This is a genomic window from Neobacillus canaveralius (assembly GCF_047237705.1).
GTDB lineage: Bacteria > Bacillota > Bacilli > Bacillales > Cytobacillaceae > Neobacillus > Neobacillus niacini_K.
Genome location: NZ_JBDFLL010000001.1, coordinates 693,632 through 711,889 on the forward strand (window position 1 = coordinate 693,632; position 18,258 = coordinate 711,889).

The 18,258-nt window shown below is 43.0% G+C and carries 9 protein-coding genes, 20 tRNA genes and 3 rRNA genes; 24 read left to right on the forward strand and 8 right to left on the reverse strand.

Features of this window, described 5'->3' with window-relative positions; genetic code table 11:
• The first annotated feature begins 141 nt into the window (after window positions 1-141).
• The 23 genes from ABC255_RS03305 to ABC255_RS03415 all read left to right on the forward strand — a co-directional run bounded on the left by ABC255_RS03305 (window position 142) and on the right by ABC255_RS03415 (window position 7,409).
• A 16S ribosomal RNA gene (locus ABC255_RS03305) occupies window positions 142-1,691 on the forward strand.
• A gap of 192 nt (window positions 1,692-1,883) precedes the next feature.
• A 23S ribosomal RNA gene (locus ABC255_RS03310) occupies window positions 1,884-4,820 on the forward strand.
• Between the two features lie 75 nt (window positions 4,821-4,895).
• Window positions 4,896-5,011: ribosomal RNA gene (gene rrf, locus ABC255_RS03315) — 5S ribosomal RNA — on the forward strand.
• The 16S, 23S and 5S rRNA genes sit together here with 20 tRNA genes alongside, the layout of an rRNA operon.
• 40 nt (window positions 5,012-5,051) lie before the next feature.
• Window positions 5,052-5,126: transfer RNA gene (locus ABC255_RS03320), tRNA-Glu, on the forward strand.
• Between the two features lie 40 nt (window positions 5,127-5,166).
• A tRNA-Val gene (locus tag ABC255_RS03325) sits at window positions 5,167-5,242 on the forward strand.
• 35 nt (window positions 5,243-5,277) lie between these two features.
• A tRNA-Thr gene (locus ABC255_RS03330) sits at window positions 5,278-5,353 on the forward strand.
• 99 nt (window positions 5,354-5,452) lie between these two features.
• Window positions 5,453-5,528: transfer RNA gene (locus ABC255_RS03335), tRNA-Lys, on the forward strand.
• 67 nt (window positions 5,529-5,595) lie between these two features.
• A tRNA-Leu gene (locus ABC255_RS03340) sits at window positions 5,596-5,680 on the forward strand.
• A gap of 60 nt (window positions 5,681-5,740) precedes the next feature.
• Window positions 5,741-5,815, forward strand: a tRNA-Gly gene (locus ABC255_RS03345).
• A 5-nt stretch (window positions 5,816-5,820) separates the two neighbouring features.
• A tRNA-Leu gene (locus tag ABC255_RS03350) sits at window positions 5,821-5,909 on the forward strand.
• Between the two features lie 36 nt (window positions 5,910-5,945).
• Window positions 5,946-6,022 (forward strand) — tRNA-Arg (locus ABC255_RS03355).
• A 7-nt stretch (window positions 6,023-6,029) separates the two neighbouring features.
• A tRNA-Pro gene (locus ABC255_RS03360) sits at window positions 6,030-6,106 on the forward strand.
• 18 nt (window positions 6,107-6,124) lie between these two features.
• Window positions 6,125-6,197, forward strand: a tRNA-Ala gene (locus ABC255_RS03365).
• A gap of 7 nt (window positions 6,198-6,204) precedes the next feature.
• A tRNA-Ser gene (locus ABC255_RS03370) sits at window positions 6,205-6,297 on the forward strand.
• A gap of 157 nt (window positions 6,298-6,454) precedes the next feature.
• Window positions 6,455-6,528 (forward strand) — tRNA-Met (locus ABC255_RS03375).
• 37 nt (window positions 6,529-6,565) lie between these two features.
• Window positions 6,566-6,642: transfer RNA gene (locus ABC255_RS03380), tRNA-Asp, on the forward strand.
• 51 nt (window positions 6,643-6,693) lie between these two features.
• Window positions 6,694-6,766: transfer RNA gene (locus tag ABC255_RS03385), tRNA-Phe, on the forward strand.
• Between the two features lie 34 nt (window positions 6,767-6,800).
• Window positions 6,801-6,885, forward strand: a tRNA-Tyr gene (locus tag ABC255_RS03390).
• 59 nt (window positions 6,886-6,944) lie between these two features.
• Window positions 6,945-7,020, forward strand: a tRNA-His gene (locus ABC255_RS03395).
• A gap of 39 nt (window positions 7,021-7,059) precedes the next feature.
• Window positions 7,060-7,133, forward strand: a tRNA-Cys gene (locus ABC255_RS03400).
• An 11-nt stretch (window positions 7,134-7,144) separates the two neighbouring features.
• Window positions 7,145-7,218 (forward strand) — tRNA-Gly (locus ABC255_RS03405).
• Between the two features lie 5 nt (window positions 7,219-7,223).
• Window positions 7,224-7,300 (forward strand) — tRNA-Ile (locus ABC255_RS03410).
• A 34-nt stretch (window positions 7,301-7,334) separates the two neighbouring features.
• Window positions 7,335-7,409 (forward strand) — tRNA-Asn (locus ABC255_RS03415).
• 171 nt (window positions 7,410-7,580) lie between these two features.
• Here the strand turns inward: ABC255_RS03415 and ABC255_RS03420 are convergent.
• The 8 genes from ABC255_RS03420 to ABC255_RS03455 all read right to left on the reverse strand — a co-directional run bounded on the left by ABC255_RS03420 (window position 7,581) and on the right by ABC255_RS03455 (window position 16,992).
• Window positions 7,581-9,107: a glycine betaine uptake BCCT transporter gene (locus ABC255_RS03420; RefSeq protein WP_412991339.1), complete on the reverse strand. Its 1,527-nt coding sequence runs from the start codon at window positions 9,105-9,107 to the stop codon at window positions 7,581-7,583.
• Window positions 9,108-9,156: 49 nt separating this feature from the next.
• On the reverse strand, window positions 9,157-9,819 hold the full coding sequence (locus ABC255_RS03425; protein WP_412991340.1) for a hypothetical protein: 663 nt from the start codon (window positions 9,817-9,819) through the stop codon (window positions 9,157-9,159).
• 196 nt (window positions 9,820-10,015) lie between these two features.
• Window positions 10,016-11,545, reverse strand: coding sequence for an alkyl hydroperoxide reductase subunit F (gene ahpF / locus ABC255_RS03430; protein ID WP_412991341.1), 1,530 nt, complete (start codon window positions 11,543-11,545; stop codon window positions 10,016-10,018).
• A 13-nt stretch (window positions 11,546-11,558) separates the two neighbouring features.
• A complete protein-coding gene (gene ahpC, locus ABC255_RS03435; protein WP_179594882.1) occupies window positions 11,559-12,122 on the reverse strand; it encodes an alkyl hydroperoxide reductase subunit C in 564 nt (187 codons plus the stop codon).
• 325 nt (window positions 12,123-12,447) lie between these two features.
• The gene (locus ABC255_RS03440; protein ID WP_412991342.1) at window positions 12,448-12,720 is read right to left on the reverse strand and encodes a DUF2535 family protein; all 273 of its coding nucleotides are present in this window, start codon (window positions 12,718-12,720) and stop codon (window positions 12,448-12,450) included.
• A gap of 389 nt (window positions 12,721-13,109) precedes the next feature.
• Entirely contained in the window at window positions 13,110-14,237 is a 1,128-nt protein-coding gene (nspC, locus tag ABC255_RS03445; RefSeq protein WP_412991343.1) for a carboxynorspermidine decarboxylase, read from the reverse strand.
• Window position 14,238: 1 nt separating this feature from the next.
• A complete protein-coding gene (locus ABC255_RS03450; RefSeq protein ID WP_412991344.1) occupies window positions 14,239-15,477 on the reverse strand; it encodes a saccharopine dehydrogenase family protein in 1,239 nt (412 codons plus the stop codon).
• A 678-nt stretch (window positions 15,478-16,155) separates the two neighbouring features.
• Window positions 16,156-16,992: a LysM peptidoglycan-binding and 3D domain-containing protein gene (locus ABC255_RS03455; protein WP_412991345.1), complete on the reverse strand. Its 837-nt coding sequence runs from the start codon at window positions 16,990-16,992 to the stop codon at window positions 16,156-16,158.
• A gap of 455 nt (window positions 16,993-17,447) precedes the next feature.
• Here ABC255_RS03455 and ABC255_RS03460 point away from each other — a divergent pair, with 455 nt between their 5' ends.
• Window positions 17,448-18,218, forward strand: coding sequence for a transporter substrate-binding domain-containing protein (locus tag ABC255_RS03460; protein ID WP_412991346.1), 771 nt, complete (start codon window positions 17,448-17,450; stop codon window positions 18,216-18,218).
• The last annotated feature ends 40 nt before the right edge of the window (window positions 18,219-18,258 follow it).

An 18,258-nucleotide genomic window follows, 5' to 3' on the forward strand; every position in this document is an offset into this window, starting at 1 on the left:
CACTAATGAATCAGCATGGTATGATAGTTTTTGTCGCTTTAAATAATTGCTCTTTGAAAACTAAACAAACAAGAACGTCAACAAACAATTTTTTAGCTTTTTATAAAAGCTAAGCCAACGTAACAAATGAGCTAATCAACTTTCTTGGAGAGTTTGATCCTGGCTCAGGACGAACGCTGGCGGCGTGCCTAATACATGCAAGTCGAGCGAATCTTGAGGTGCTTGCACCTCTTGGTTAGCGGCGGACGGGTGAGTAACACGTGGGCAACCTGCCTGTAAGACTGGGATAACTTCGGGAAACCGGAGCTAATACCGGATAATCCTTTTCCTCTCATGTGGAAAAGCTGAAAGTCGGTTTACGCTGACACTTACAGATGGGCCCGCGGCGCATTAGCTAGTTGGTGAGGTAACGGCTCACCAAGGCGACGATGCGTAGCCGACCTGAGAGGGTGATCGGCCACACTGGGACTGAGACACGGCCCAGACTCCTACGGGAGGCAGCAGTAGGGAATCTTCCGCAATGGACGAAAGTCTGACGGAGCAACGCCGCGTGAGCGATGAAGGCCTTCGGGTCGTAAAGCTCTGTTGTTAGGGAAGAACAAGTACCGGAGTAACTGCCGGTACCTTGACGGTACCTAACCAGAAAGCCACGGCTAACTACGTGCCAGCAGCCGCGGTAATACGTAGGTGGCAAGCGTTGTCCGGAATTATTGGGCGTAAAGCGCGCGCAGGCGGTCCTTTAAGTCTGATGTGAAAGCCCACGGCTCAACCGTGGAGGGTCATTGGAAACTGGGGGACTTGAGTACAGAAGAGGAAAGCGGAATTCCACGTGTAGCGGTGAAATGCGTAGAGATGTGGAGGAACACCAGTGGCGAAGGCGGCTTTCTGGTCTGTAACTGACGCTGAGGCGCGAAAGCGTGGGGAGCAAACAGGATTAGATACCCTGGTAGTCCACGCCGTAAACGATGAGTGCTAAGTGTTAGAGGGTTTCCGCCCTTTAGTGCTGCAGCTAACGCATTAAGCACTCCGCCTGGGGAGTACGGCCGCAAGGCTGAAACTCAAAGGAATTGACGGGGGCCCGCACAAGCGGTGGAGCATGTGGTTTAATTCGAAGCAACGCGAAGAACCTTACCAGGTCTTGACATCCTCTGACACTCCTAGAGATAGGACTTTCCCCTTCGGGGGACAGAGTGACAGGTGGTGCATGGTTGTCGTCAGCTCGTGTCGTGAGATGTTGGGTTAAGTCCCGCAACGAGCGCAACCCTTGATCTTAGTTGCCAGCATTCAGTTGGGCACTCTAAGGTGACTGCCGGTGACAAACCGGAGGAAGGTGGGGATGACGTCAAATCATCATGCCCCTTATGACCTGGGCTACACACGTGCTACAATGGATGGTACAAAGGGCTGCAAAACCGCGAGGTTAAGCCAATCCCATAAAACCATTCTCAGTTCGGATTGTAGGCTGCAACTCGCCTACATGAAGCCGGAATCGCTAGTAATCGCGGATCAGCATGCCGCGGTGAATACGTTCCCGGGCCTTGTACACACCGCCCGTCACACCACGAGAGTTTGTAACACCCGAAGTCGGTGGGGTAACCGCAAGGAGCCAGCCGCCTAAGGTGGGACAGATGATTGGGGTGAAGTCGTAACAAGGTAGCCGTATCGGAAGGTGCGGCTGGATCACCTCCTTTCTAAGGATAATGCAGTCCATGTGGACTGATAAAACGTTGACTGTTACTTGTTTGTTTAGTTTTGAGAGAGTAATTTTCTCTCGAAACATTCGTTCCTTGAAAACTAGATAATCGTAAGAAGAAGTCAAAGTAAAACCGAGAATTGCCATTTTAGTTTTTCTCTCTTATTAATAAGAAGAAAATAACCTTTTAGGTTAAGTTAGAAAGGGCGCACGGTGGATGCCTTGGCACTAGGAGCCGATGAAGGACGGGACTAACACCGATATGCTTCGGGGAGCTGTAAGTAAGCTTTGATCCGGAGATTTCCGAATGGGGGAACCCACTGCTCGTAATGGAGCAGTATCTTTACCTGAATACATAGGGTATTGAAGGCAGACCTGGGGAACTGAAACATCTAAGTACCCGGAGGAAGAGAAAGCAAACGCGATTCCCTGAGTAGCGGCGAGCGAAACGGGACATAGCCCAAACCAAGAGGCTTGCCTCTTGGGGTTGTAGGACACTCAACATGGAGTTACAAAGGAACGGGGTAGATGAAGCGACTTGGAAAGGTCCGTCATAGAAGGTAAAAACCCTGTAGTTGAAACTTCGTTCCCTCCTGAGTGGATCCTGAGTACGGCCGGACACGAGAAATCCGGTCGGAAGCTGGGAGGACCATCTCCCAAGGCTAAATACTCCCTAGTGACCGATAGTGAACCAGTACCGTGAGGGAAAGGTGAAAAGCACCCCGGAAGGGGAGTGAAATAGATCCTGAAACCGTGTGCCTACAAGTAGTTAGAGCCCGTTAATGGGTGATAGCGTGCCTTTTGTAGAATGAACCGGCGAGTTACGATCCCATGCAAGGTTAAGTTGAAGAGACGGAGCCGCAGCGAAAGCGAGTCTGAATAGGGCGTATGAGTATGTGGTCGTAGACCCGAAACCAGGTGATCTACCCATGTCCAGGGTGAAGGTGAGGTAACACTTACTGGAGGCCCGAACCCACGCACGTTGAAAAGTGCGGGGATGAGGTGTGGGTAGCGGAGAAATTCCAATCGAACTTGGAGATAGCTGGTTCTCTCCGAAATAGCTTTAGGGCTAGCCTCACGTTGTAAGAGTCTTGGAGGTAGAGCACTGTTTGGACTAGGGGCCCTCATCGGGTTACCGAATTCAGACAAACTCCGAATGCCAAAGACTTATCCGTGGGAGTCAGACTGCGAGTGATAAGATCCGTAGTCAAAAGGGAAACAGCCCAGACCACCAGCTAAGGTCCCAAAGTTTACGTTAAGTGGAAAAGGATGTGGAGTTGCTTAGACAACCAGGATGTTGGCTTAGAAGCAGCCACCATTTAAAGAGTGCGTAATAGCTCACTGGTCGAGTGACTCTGCGCCGAAAATGTACCGGGGCTAAACGTAACACCGAAGCTGTGGATTGACACCGTATGGTGTCAGTGGTAGGAGAGCGTTCTAAGGGCGTTGAAGCTAGACCGTAAGGACTGGTGGAGCGCTTAGAAGTGAGAATGCCGGTATGAGTAGCGAAAGACGGGTGAGAATCCCGTCCACCGTATGCCTAAGGTTTCCTGAGGAAGGCTCGTCCTCTCAGGGTTAGTCGGGACCTAAGCCGAGGCCGAAAGGCGTAGGCGATGGACAACAGGTTGATATTCCTGTACCACCTCTTTATCGTTTGAGTGATGGGGGGACGCAGGAGGATAGGGTAAGCGCGCTGTTGGATATGCGCGTCCAAGCAGTTAGGCTGGTAAGTAGGAAAATCCGCTTACCGTGAAGGCTGAGCTGTGATGGCGAGGGAAATATAGTACCGAAGTTCCTGATTCCACACTGCCAAGAAAAGCCTCTAGCGAGATAAAAGGTGCCCGTACCGCAAACCGACACAGGTAGGCGAGGAGAGAATCCTAAGGTGTGCGAGAGAACTCTCGTTAAGGAACTCGGCAAAATGACCCCGTAACTTCGGGAGAAGGGGTGCTTTTTGAGGTGAATAGCCTCGAAGAGCCGCAGTGAATAGGCCCAGGCGACTGTTTAGCAAAAACACAGGTCTCTGCGAAGCCGCAAGGCGAAGTATAGGGGCTGACGCCTGCCCGGTGCTGGAAGGTTAAGAGGAGGGGTTAGCGCAAGCGAAGCTCTGAATCGAAGCCCCAGTAAACGGCGGCCGTAACTATAACGGTCCTAAGGTAGCGAAATTCCTTGTCGGGTAAGTTCCGACCCGCACGAAAGGCGTAACGATCTGGGCACTGTCTCAACGAGAGACTCGGTGAAATTATAGTACCTGTGAAGATGCAGGTTACCCGCGACAGGACGGAAAGACCCCGTGGAGCTTTACTGTAGCCTGATATTGAATTTTGGTACAGCTTGTACAGGATAGGTAGGAGCCTGAGAAACCGGAGCGCTAGCTTCGGTGGAGGCGTCGGTGGGATACTACCCTGGCTGTATTGAAATTCTAACCCGCACCCCTTATCGGGGTGGGAGACAGTGTCAGGTGGGCAGTTTGACTGGGGCGGTCGCCTCCTAAAGAGTAACGGAGGCGCCCAAAGGTTCCCTCAGAATGGTTGGAAATCATTCGCAGAGTGTAAAGGCACAAGGGAGCTTGACTGCGAGACCTACAAGTCGAGCAGGGACGAAAGTCGGGCTTAGTGATCCGGTGGTTCCGCATGGAAGGGCCATCGCTCAACGGATAAAAGCTACCCCGGGGATAACAGGCTTATCTCCCCCAAGAGTCCACATCGACGGGGAGGTTTGGCACCTCGATGTCGGCTCATCGCATCCTGGGGCTGTAGTCGGTCCCAAGGGTTGGGCTGTTCGCCCATTAAAGCGGTACGCGAGCTGGGTTCAGAACGTCGTGAGACAGTTCGGTCCCTATCCGTCGTGGGCGCAGGAAATTTGAGAGGAGCTGTCCTTAGTACGAGAGGACCGGGATGGACGCACCGCTGGTGTACCAGTTGTCTTGCCAAAGGCATCGCTGGGTAGCTATGTGCGGACGGGATAAGTGCTGAAAGCATCTAAGCATGAAGCCCCCCTCAAGATGAGATTTCCCATAGCGTCAAGCTAGTAAGAACCCTGAAAGATGATCAGGTTGATAGGTCAGAGGTGGAAGCGTGGTAACATGTGGAGCTGACTGATACTAATCGTTCGAGGACTTAACCAATTTTTAAAAGCGAACTCGTTTTACAAACTTCTTCTGATTATCTAGTTTTGAGGGAATGATACCTCAATAAAATAGTCTGGTAATTAAGGCGAGAAGGTCACACCCGTTCCCATACCGAACACGGAAGTTAAGCTTCTCAGCGCCGATGGTAGTTGGGACTTTGTCCCTGTGAGAGTAGGACGTTGCCAGGCTACCCCTTTGGGGCTATTTTTTTGCCTCAAATATTATTACGGCCCCTTGGTCAAGTGGTTAAGACACCTCCCTTTCACGGAGGTAACACGGGTTCGAATCCCGTAGGGGTCACCAACATTTTCTCGCGATAGCGAAAATAATGTTCCATCTATATGGAGGATTAGCTCAGCTGGGAGAGCATCTGCCTTACAAGCAGAGGGTCGGCGGTTCGATCCCGTCATCCTCCACCAATTTAATTTCAAGAAATGAAGTTTATCTTTGATACGCCGGGGTAGCTCAATTGGTAGAGCAACTGACTTGTAATCAGTAGGTTGGGGGTTCAAGTCCTCTCGCCGGCACCATGCTTCTTGCTACGTTGATTTTACATCATCGGAAGCATGCGCAAAATCCCGAAAGGGATTTTAAGCAGAGAAAATGAGTTTAGATAAATCTCATTATTCGAGCCATTAGCTCAGTTGGTAGAGCATCTGACTTTTAATCAGAGGGTCGAAGGTTCGAGTCCTTCATGGCTCACCAAGTTATTTTCGTTAGAAAATAACCAAAGTTTTTTCGCGAAGGCGAAAATAACTTTCCATTTTAATATGCGGGTGTGGCGGAATTGGCAGACGCACCAGACTTAGGATCTGGCGCCGCAAGGCGTGGGGGTTCGACTCCCTTCACCCGCACCAAGTTATTTTCGTTAGAAAATAACCAAGAATTTTTGCTAAGCAAAATAATCTTCCATATATGCGGAAGTAGTTCAGTGGTAGAACACCACCTTGCCAAGGTGGGGGTCGCGGGTTCGAATCCCGTCTTCCGCTCCAATGTTGCCGGGGTGGCGGAACTGGCAGACGCACAGGACTTAAAATCCTGCGGTAGGTGACTACCGTACCGGTTCGATTCCGGTCCTCGGCACCAAGTTATTTTTCGGAGAAAAATAACTTTCATTAAAATGCGCCCGTAGCTCAATTGGATAGAGTGTCTGACTACGGATCAGAAGGTTATGGGTTCGACTCCTTTCGGGCGCGCCATATAATACGGGAAGTAGCTCAGCTTGGTAGAGCACTTGGTTTGGGACCAAGGGGTCGCAGGTTCGAATCCTGTCTTCCCGACCATGCTTTTAATAACAAAATGGGGCCTTAGCTCAGCTGGGAGAGCGCCTGCTTTGCACGCAGGAGGTCAGCGGTTCGATCCCGCTAGGCTCCACTTATTCGGAGGAATACCCAAGTTCGGCTGAAGGGATCGGTCTTGAAAACCGACAGGCGGGTCAAACCGCGCGGGGGTTCGAATCCCTCTTCCTCCTCCATAATTTCTATATTCTTATTGTCGCGGGGTGGAGCAACGAGCATTGCTTCAATGAATTAACTGCGAGTTGTATCAATCGAGTTGCTGCTTGAATAGTCTTACTGAGATTGATACAGTCCTAAACTAGGGGCATGGATATAATTTAATATTTTTATTGTCGCGGGGTGGAGCAGTCTGGTAGCTCGTCGGGCTCATAACCCGAAGGTCGCAGGTTCAAATCCTGTCCCCGCAATTAAGTTATTTTCAAGAAAAATACTTGAAAAAACTTTGGTCCGGTAGTTCAGTTGGTTAGAATGCCTGCCTGTCACGCAGGAGGTCGCGGGTTCGAGTCCCGTCCGGACCGCCATTTTTTATATCAGTAGGGTAACTCTACTGTTGATATAGATATAGATTGTATGGCTCAGTAGCTCAGTCGGTAGAGCAAAGGACTGAAAATCCTTGTGTCGGCGGTTCGATTCCGTCCTGAGCCATCATTTTTTTAAACTTTTTTTGTCTTTTATATTTGGAGGGGTAGCGAAGTGGCTAAACGCGGCGGACTGTAAATCCGCTCCCTCTGGGTTCGGCGGTTCGAATCCGTCCCCCTCCACCAAGTTATTTTCGTTTGAAAATATCCTAGGTTTTTTGCTGAAGTTAAAAATAACCATTATGGCGATTGTGGCGAAGTGGTTAACGCACCTGATTGTGGTTCAGGCATTCGTGGGTTCGATTCCCATCAGTCGCCCCAATGAATTTTAATAAATTGGGTTAGCTCTTTAAAAGTTTGGGCAGCATAGCCAAGTGGTAAGGCAGAGGTCTGCAAAACCTTTATCCCCGGTTCAAATCCGGGTGTTGCCTCCAAATTTTAATATGCGGGTGTAGTTTAGTGGTAAAACCTCAGCCTTCCAAGCTGATGTTGTGAGTTCGATTCTCATCACCCGCTCCAATTTTGGGCCTATAGCTCAGCTGGTTAGAGCGCACGCCTGATAAGCGTGAGGTCGATGGTTCGAGTCCATTTAGGCCCACCAGAATTTTTTGCGAAGCAAAATAATTTGTTATTATTCCGCAGTAGCTCAGTGGTAGAGCTATCGGCTGTTAACCGATCGGTCGTAGGTTCGAGTCCTACCTGCGGAGCCATTTTTTCAAGTTAAGGACGGTTAGCCTGTTCCTTTTAAAAATAGTTAAAAAACCCCCTTTAAGAAATAATCATTTTCTTAAAGGGGGTTTTTTCAATATCATATACATTCTTGGTTTTTCAGTCAGCTCAATCGTCAAATCTTTTGGATTATTTTTCACATTAAAGACCCTTTAGGAGGGGTACACGTTTCTTTTATTTCCTCTTTGTACTTCAACTTCACTTTTCAATCCTTTCACCAATGAAAAGCACATGACGATCATGATGATCGCAAAAGGGAGTGCAGCTGCAATGGAAGCTGTTTGTAATACATTCAGCCCGCCAGCTAAAAGCAATACAGCAGCTAAAGCGGATTGAATGACACCCCATGTCATTTTAATTTTATTCGATGGATTTAACGTGCCGCCTTCACTTAGCATTCCTAATACAAATGTGGCTGTATCGGCGACAGTTATATAATAAATTGCTACGACAGCAAACCCTAAAATACTTAGCACAGAACTTAATGGAAGATAATCAAAGAATGTGAAGATTGACAATGAAACGTCCTCGGTAATCTTTTTTGCCAGGTCATGGCTGCCTGTGTTTTGAACCAATTCAAGTGCTGAGCCGCCAAAGATCGACATCCAGAGACATGTTCCCAGGGTAGGCACAACCAACACGCCAATCACAAATTCCCTTACTGTTCTTCCTTTTGAAACCCTTGCAATAAACATACCAACAAAAGGTGCCCAAGCAATCCACCATGCCCAATAAAATAGTGTCCAGGAGGCAATCCATTCCCCTTCACCAAAAGGCTTTAACCTTAAACTCATATGTATAAAGTCACTAATATAAAGACCAGTCGTATTAAAGAAAACCTTAATTATAGTCAGAGTTGGACCCACAATCATAATCAGCAGCATGATCAGAAAAGATAGAATCATCGCAGCATTGGATAGGTATTGAATACCCCTTTCTAATCCTGTATTGATGGAAATAATAAAAATAACTGTTGCGACAACAATCACAATCATTTGAACAAATAACTCATTGGGAACACCGAATATTTCATGCATTCCGGCTGTAACCTGCATGGCACCAAGACCTAATGAGGTTGCGATCCCAAAGACTGTGGCAAAGATTGAAAGGATATCTATGGTTTTTCCAATAGGCCCATAAATTCTATCCCCTAAGATTGGATGGAAGGCCGAACTTATGGCTGCGGGCAGCCTTTTGTTATATTGGAAAAATGCCAGAGCTAGACCAATGACCGTGTAAATAGCCCATGGATCAAGACCCCAATGGAAAAAGGTATATTTCATTGCCGTGTTGGCTGCGTCAACCGTATATCCTTCCCCATAAGGAGGGGTTGTATAGTGCGTTACAGGTTCGGCGACACTCCAGTACACAATTCCGATTCCCATCCCAGCACCGAATAACATCGCAAGCCAAGAGGCCGTGTTAAAATCAGGACGGTCTGTCTTCTTGCCCAGCCGAATATCACCATATTTAGAGAACAACAAATAGATGGAAAAGATTACAAAGAAGAGGGTAGCACCAAGATACACCCACCCAAGGTAATCAATCGAACCATTATAGATTATATCGGTAACTTTGGTGAGATTTTCGGTAAAAAAGACTCCCCAAACAATAAAAATGAACGTTAGTAATAATGAAATAATAAACACACTGTTTCCTTTATTATTATTGCTGTTCATAGAAACCTCCTAGTAATGCTTGGTGTCAGATAAAGTTTTTGAAAGTACATCACTTATCAAGGAGGTTATAGAGAAATTCCCACTTTTCACTGTTCATCAACTCTTCCTGTGTAATCTCTAATCCGCCTCCAAGGTATACCGTTTGGTCTTTAATGGCGACCACCATTGCTTCAACTATTGAGTTATTGTCTTTCTTTTTATAGATGTCTCCTAAAGACGGCAGTAGTTCGCTGGTAGGCATACCTGGCTCGATGTCTATCAGGCTCTCCTCTTCAGCATTTTCCTTGTTTTGATAATCGATACGACTGCTGTCAGCAGCACGGCCTGGTACCATTAATAAATACTCATTATGTTTGACTCCGTGAGAATTACTTGTGATAACCCCTTTGTTATCCGCCGTTTCAACCAATTCAATTTCATTTAATGTATAAGTATCAAGGGAATCGGGCAATGGATTATGTATTAAAATATAATCTCCAGATTCAGCTCTTCGATCCTTTTTTAGCGTATATGCCTTATGGTTAAAAATAAAACTGTCATTTTCCGTTGGCTTGTATTTTTCTACGCTTGCAGCATTGGTAATATGCTGTGTTAAATCCCTAAGCTTAATAAGGTGCACGGACAGTTTATACATGGGTTTTACCCCGTATACCTTGTGTAACTCATTGTTGTAATATACAAATTGTCCTTTTCTTACTTGATATAGTTTCACGGATCAATCTCCCTTCATCAACTCTATATGGTTAGCGTCATAATCACTCGAAGAAAAATTTAGGTCTATTATTAGGTTGTCTTAGAATTGAAAATACTATTCTTTTAGATGGGGAGGGGGAGAGAAGGCCGGAAAAGAAAGAAAAAAGCCGCTATACTATCAGTAAAGATAGTACAGCGACTTTTCCTTGAAGAGATTAATTACGGATTAAATAATCGAATGCACCTAATGCAGCGGTAGCACCGGAACCCATTGAAATAATGATTTGCTTGTAGGCACTATCTGTACAGTCACCAGCCGCATATACGCCTGGGATGCTAGTAGCACCGTGCTTGTCCACAATAATCTCACCGAAGCGAGTGCGCTCAAGGGTACCCTCTAACCAATCAGTGTTTGGTACAAGACCAATTTGAACGAAAATACCTTCTAATTCAATGTGCTTAACTTGTTCTGTTTCACGATCCATATAGGAAATTCCATTTACTTTGTCAGTACCGTGAATTTCTTTTGTTTGAGCATTTAAAATAACTGTTACATTCGGCAAGCTGTATAGACGATCTTGAAGCACTGAATCGGCCTTTAGCTCAGCTGCGAACTCAAGTACTGTAACATGCTTAACGATACCAGCAAGGTCGATAGCCGCTTCAATACCGGAATTACCGCCGCCAATAACAGCTACACGTTTTCCTGCAAACAATGGACCATCACAGTGTGGGCAGTAAGCTACACCTTTGTTTTTGAACTCAGCTTCACCAGGGACACCAACATTACGCCAGCGTGCACCAGTTGAAAGGATAACGGCTTTACTTTTAAGAACAGCACCGTTTTCGAGTTCAATTTCAACAAGTTCATTTCTTTCTAAACGTTTCGCACGTTGCAAGTTTAGAACATCTACGCCATAATCTTTCACATGCTCTTCAAGGCTTGCTGCAAGTTTAGGACCTTCTGTATATTTCGTACCGATAAAGTTCTCAATACCCATCGTGTCCATTACCTGACCGCCAAAGCGTTCAGCCACAATCCCTGTGCGAATACCTTTACGTGCTGCATAAATTGCTGCACTTGCACCAGCAGGGCCGCCGCCGACAACAAGGACATCGTATGGCTCTTTATTAGAAAGCTCAGCTGCATCTGGACCTGTGCCCATTTTAGCGAGAATTTCTTCAATTGTCATACGGCCGCTGCCAAACGATTCTCCATTTAGGAAAACAGTTGGAACTGCCATGATGTTCTTGCTTTCCACTTCAGCTTTGAAAGCTGCACCATCAATCATGGTATGGGTAATACCAGGGTTGAGAATGCTCATTAAGTTTAGGGCTTGTACAACATCAGGACAGTTGTGGCAAGTCAGGCTGATATATGATTCAAAGTGATATTCACCTTTGATAGCTTTGATTTGATCGATTACTTTTTGTTCTACCTTTGGCGCTCTTCCGCTAACCTGCAAGAGAGCCAACACTAAGGAAGTAAATTCATGTCCTAGAGGAATACCAGCAAACGTTACTCCAGTGTCTTCGCCGATACGATTTACACTAAAGCTTGGTGTTCTCTCTAGTTCTGTTTTTTCAACCTTAATGTTAGGTGACATGGTTGCCAATTCATCTATTAAAAGCAACATGTCGCGAGATACGTTATCGGTTCCTGCGCTAACTTTTAGAAGAATATCGCCTTCCATCAGTTGAAGATACTGGGTTAACTGAGCTTTTATATCTGCATCTAGTAACATTTTTATCTACTCCTTAAATTTTTCCTACTAGGTCAAGGCTTGGCTTAAGTGTTTCAGAACCTTCTTGCCATTTAGCTGGGCAAACTTCACCTGGATTGTTGCGAACATATTGAGCTGCTTTAATTTTGTTAACAAGTGTGCTAGCGTCACGGCCGATACCGTCTGCGTTGATTTCCATAGCTTGTACTACGCCGTCTGGATCGATGATGAACGTTCCGCGTTGAGCAAGACCTTCTTCTTCATCAAGTACATCAAATGCGCGAGTAAGTTTTTGAGAAGGGTCACCAATCATAATATATTCGATTTTGCTGATAGCTGGTGAGTGATCGTGCCATGCTTTGTGTGTGAAGTGAGTATCTGTTGATACAGAGTATACTTCAACGCCAAGATCTTTTAATGTTGCGTATTCATTTTGTAAGTCTTCTAATTCAGTAGGGCATACGAATGTGAAATCTGCTGGGTAAAAGCAAACAACACTCCATTTACCTTTAAAGTTTTCTTCTGAAACAGTGATGAAATCTCCATTTTGATACGCGTTTGCTGTGAATGCTTGTACTTCTTTACCGATTAATGACATAATCTATTTCCTCCTAAAAATAATTTTGAGAATTGTTAACATCAAATACTAATAACTAAATTAGAATAATTCTAATACAATGTTTATTATTATATAAAAGCACCCATCTTGTCAACCATTATGTTTTATTTTTTCTGTTATATATTTTCAGGGTAACCCTAAATCATTTGATCACCTTAAATAGTCTGTTCTCAAATAAGCCTGTTTTTCTCATTAAGATGTGTAGAGGTTCTGGAGTGATACTGATGAGAAATGAAAGGGGGATAGAGTATCTAAAAAGAAAAAAGGTCCGCCCCCAGATGTGGAAGTAGACCCTATGTAGAGATTATGCGTTATTTTTAAAGACTTGAATACTGTATAATTCCTTAAATTCAACCCAGTTCATTTTTCGTTTCAAATGTTCACGGAAAGAATGGCTGTTTTTTTCTTGAGGCTGACTATTAAGAAGTGTAATATATCGCTGTAATCGAACTTGTATCACAAAATAGTACTGATTGCTTGTATCTAATACAGGGATATCCATGACTTTAATCTTTTGTCCAAAATTATTTTTGAACTCCAGGCTTTTACATATCAAAATATCATCTTCTTTTTCCAATTTCTTTCTATTATACCTCATTAATGGGATAAAGCTTCACTATATTGTTACTATTTAATGGACATATTTTAAAAAAAGGGCTCTTTGATTATTTATTGTTGAGGTTGAGAATCCATAGGCGGAGAATTTCCGGCTATTATATATAGAGGAAGCTTAAGTAGCGGATATAAGCGGAGATATTCCGGTTACCTGCTTTAAATAAGACAAAATCCAAGGATTTGGATACGATAGGCGGAAAAACTCCGTTTATTTATAAGGAAATATGGGTATTTCCTAATTTAAACGGAAATTCTCCGCTTATTTTCCTAACACAGTAAAATCAACATTCAGTTGTAACACAGCATATAAAAAAACCAGACCCTTTTTCAGAATCTGGTTTTACGAACTATTTAAGCTAATCTCATTTTAAAATCCTGATAGCCAAATTCACGGACAATACGACAGTCGCCATCTTTGTCCTGAACAGCTATTGCTGGTAAAGGCATACCGTTGAATGTAGTGTTTTTCACCATTGTATAGATGGCCATATCACCAAATACTAAACGATCACCGCTCTTTAAAGGCTGATCAAAAGAATAATCACCGATTACATCACCGGTCAGGCAAGTTTGTCCGCCAAGACGATAGGTAAAAGGCTTTTCGCCTGCTTCACCTGAACCAAACAGTGGTGGACGATAAGGCATTTCCAGTACGTCAGGCATATGACAAGTTGCAGAAGTGTCAAGAATGGCAATCTCAATTCCATTACGGTGGAGGTCAAGGACAGAAGTGATTAAATAGCCTGCATTTAGCGCGATCGCTTCACCTGGCTCAAGATATACTTCTAATCCGTACTTCTCCTGCATTCTTCTAATGCATTTTTCTAAACGAGGAATATCATAATCTTCTCTTGTAATATGGTGGCCGCCGCCAAAGTTAATCCATTCCATTTGCGGGAGATATTCTCCAAACTTTTCTTCGAATGCATTTAGAGTGGTCTCTAAATCGTCAGAGTTTTGCTGACAAAGGGTATGGAAGTGTAAGCCTGAAACACCATCTAGTAAATCGGGGCGGAAATCTTCTTTTCTCACACCGAATCTAGAACCTGGTGAACATGGATCATAGATTTCATGTCCAACTTGCGTCGAACATTCAGGATTGATGCGCAAGCCGATTTTTCTGCCAGCTTGAAGGGCTTTATCTTTAAACTTTTCCAACTGTGAGAAGGAATTAAAAATAATATGATCACAAATGGATATAATCTCGTCAATTTCATCTTCACGGTAGGCAGGGGCAAAGACATGATTTTCTTTGCCCATTTCCTCGTGACCAAGACGTGCCTCGAATAATCCGCTTGCTGTTGTACCGCTTAAATACTTTCCAATGAGGGGATACATTGTTGTCATAGAAAATGCTTTTTGTGCTAAAACGATTTTAGCTCCTGTACGTTCCATGACACCGTTCAGGATTTTCAGGTTCTTCTCTAGAAGACCTTCATCGACTACATAACATGGTGTTGGTAATTCTTCGAAACGCATTTTATCGAACCTGCTCCAACTCTTTTTCGTTTACTGGCTTATCTACAAGCACAGGATTAAAATCTTCTACCCATGGAAGTCCCCATTTGTTTAACTCTTCCATGAATGGATCTGGATTAAATTCTTCAATATTGAATACGCCTGGTTTATTCCACTTTCCAGTCATAACCATTGCTGCACCGATCATTGCCGGAACACCTGTTGTATAAGAGATTGCTTGAGAACCAACTTCTCTGTAGCACTCTTGGTGGTCACAAACGTTGTAAACATAATACTTTACCGGTTTTCCGTCTTTTTTTCCTTGGAAGATACAGCCGATATTTGTTTTTCCTACTGTACGTGGTCCAAGAGAAGCAGGATCTGGTAATACAGCCTTCAAGAACTGAAGCGGAATGATTTGTTTTCCTTCGAATTCAATTGGTTCGATAGAAGTCATTCCTACATTTTCAAGAGCTTTAAGGTGTGTAATATAGCTTTGACCAAATGTCATAAAGAAACGGATACGCTTAAGTCCTGGCATGTTTTTCGCAAGAGATTCAAGCTCTTCGTGGTAAAGCAAGTACATATCCTTTTGTCCAACCTCAGCGAAGTTATATTCGCGTTTGATTTCCATTGGTTCAGTTTCGATCCATTCACCATTTTCCCAATAACGGCCGTTCGCAGAAACTTCACGGATATTGATTTCAGGGTTAAAGTTTGTTGCAAATGGATATCCATGGTCGCCGCCGTTGCAGTCAAGAATGTCGATATATTCAATTTCATCAAAATAATGTTTTAACGCATAAGCAGAGAATACGCCTGTTACACCTGGGTCAAAGCCGCTGCCTAAAAGAGCTGTAATTCCAGCCTTTTCAAAGCGCTCTTTGTAATCCCATTGCCATTTGTATTCAAATTTTGCTGTATCTTCTGGTTCGTAGTTTGCTGTATCCATATAGTTTGTCTTTGTTGCAAGACAAGCATCCATAATAGTTAAGTCTTGATATGGTAATGCTAAATTCATTACGATATCTGGTTTTACTTCATTGATTAATGCAATTAACTCATCTACATTGTCTGCGTCTACTTGAGCAGTGGTAATTTTTGTTTTAGTTGTGCCATCTAATTTTGCTTTTAAATCATCGCATTTTGATTTCGTACGACTTGCAATACAAATCTCTTCAAATACTTCACTGTTTTGTACACATTTATGAACTGCTACTGATGCCACGCCGCCGGCACCAATGATAAGTGCTTTTCCCATTCTCCTATCTCCCAACTAAATAGATTTTTTTCCCAACAAAAAAAACAAGTGAAAAAACGCTAGACAGCGCACAACACTTGTTTAGATATCTAATCAATATTATAAGCATAGTATCCCCTAAAACGTGGGTATACCCTTAGCATAAAAGTCCTAGGACATTATGAAAGAAAGCTTACTAATATTCAAAATATATCTTTATAGGATCAGAGTCTATATAGCAAATAATCACTTTTACTACTCTTATTGACCGTTTCACAAGTTGTGTGCATCTGCACTGGTTGTAAAGTAACCAACTTATAAAATTTGAGCTTTTAACTCAATCAATAAGGCAACTAAAGTTGCCAATCGGCATTTGACCCGGCTGTCCGTATGGCCTTAACTTCTTTAGGGAAGTGGTCAAAAATTATCTGCTTGGAAAGACTCAAAGATATAATGAATAACAGCTTTCCAATAACAACGCTATTTCATATTAGCAGAATATAAATGTCGCCGCAATAGAGAATTTAAATTTTTTTTGCTTGGAGTTTATTCCTTTTTTTGTTAGTTTCATTTGAGTATTATAGGGAAGTTTAAAACTGAGTGCATTTTGGAATAAACTAAAGCACTTTTTTTATCATGTTTATTTGAAAAAAAAACACTGCAATCCCTTAATTGGTCAGGTTTTGCAGTGTATTCCTGTTAGTTTAAAATGGTTACCTTTAATTGTTTTCTTCCAAAATTGATGGCTTCTTGTTTGGAAGGAATAAATATATCAATTTTATTTCCTTTAATGGCGCCGCCCGTATCTCCGGCAATTGCTTCACCATAGCCTTCTACATACACTTTACTGCCAAGCGGAATAACAGATGGGTCAACGGAGATGACCTTTTGATTTGGGTCTTCTAAAAGGTTAATGCCAGTTGCGGTAATACCTGAGCAGCCTTCACAAGAAGCTGTATAGGCTGTCGCTTCTACTGTAATTTCTTTTGTACTAGGTGCTGCTGCTTCTACAACAGGTGCAACTTCAGCTGGTTCTGGCGCTTGCGCTTCTGCTGCGGGTGCACTTTCAGCAGGTGCTGGCGCTTGCTCCTCTACAGCAGGTATACTTTCAGTTTGCGCTTCTGCTGCAGGTGCAGTTTCCTGTTTTGGTTGAGCGGTTAATACTATATTAGTAGTTTCGAAACCTTCAAAGATGACAAGATTTAATCCAGGATGGATGAGATCTGTATGTAATTGGTTCCATTCTTTTAATTGTGAAACTGTTACCTGATGATCCATGGCAATGTCCCATAATGTGTCGTCCTGAATAACCGTATATTGTTTTTCCGGTGCGACAGTTAGTACATCCCCTGGATGAATAAGGTCAGTAGAAAGATTATTTATCTTTTGGAGATTTTCTAAAGACATGTTATTTGTCCTTGATAGAGCCCATAGGGTATCCCCTTTTTGAACCGTAATACTTTCAGCTTGTACATTAGCACTTACAGTTACTGAGAGTACAGCAACTGCTAAAATTGATATGATTTTCTTAAGCATTCTTTTACCCTCCATGTTCTTTGGTTGCTAATTTTTTTATCATCGTAACATAGAATTTTCTGAGAAAAAGAACAGGGAGGTGTTAGTTCGGTTACATCCATGGCATTTATATTGCAATAATATTTCTGAAATAAATTAGTAATCAGAAAATAACATTCAGAAGAGAGGACATTCACCATGCTCCTTATTAATAGAGAAGAAATGAAAATATGATGGAATTTTTACATCCCAATTTATGTTTTTTTTATTTCAATTCGTGTGTTTATTCTCATATAAATAGCTTTTTTAGGTTTGCAATCGCTATGTTCATAAGGATATCATCGTCAGATTTCTATCAATTTGTTATATTTCAATAATTGCCACTATTATTTTTAGCTAAATTTATGCTATATTATTAAAGTCATAAATTTATTACTACGGTAATATTAATAACTTTTATATGGGGAGTGAAGGAAATGAAAAAGTTTGGTCTATTAACGTTGTTTTTGGTTCTTTCTCTATTTATTGCGGCATGCGGGACCGATAAAACAGCGAGTGAAAGTGCTAATAGTGAAAAAGTATATAAAGTTGGTGTTGATACAACTTATCCTCCGTTTGAATTTAAAGAAGGAGACGAATATAAGGGTATCGATATAGAATTGATTAATGCCATTGCGGAAAAGGAAGGATTTGAAATCGAACTTTCTCCAATGGACTTTGGCGGAATTATCCCAGCTATGCAAGCTAACCAGCTTGATGTTGCGATTGCAGGTATGAGTATTACTGAAGATAGAAAGAAAATTGTAGATTTCTCAACACCATATTTTGACGCAGGATTAATCGTTGTTGTTAAAGATGATAATTCAACCATTAAATCCGTTGATGACCTTAAAGGGAAGAAAGTTGCTGTTAAAAAGGGTACGTCAGGTGCGAAATATGCAGTAGATAATGCTTCAAAACTAGGAATTGAAATTGTTCAATTTAACGATAGTCCTGCGATGTTCCAAGAAGTATCCAATGGAAATGCAGATGCATTAATTGAAGATTACCCTGTTATCTCTTATGCGATTGCCCAGAAGGATCTAGGATTAAAACTTGTGGGAGATCGTTTAAATGGAGATCAGTACGGAATTGCTGTATTGAAAGGTGAAAACCAGGAGTTATTAGAAAAAATTAACAATGGACTTGCTGAGCTTAAAAAAGATGGAACATATGATAAAATATTAAAAACGTATCTTGGTGAATAAAATAATAGGATAAGGCGTGCTTAAAGCAAGCGCGTCTTCT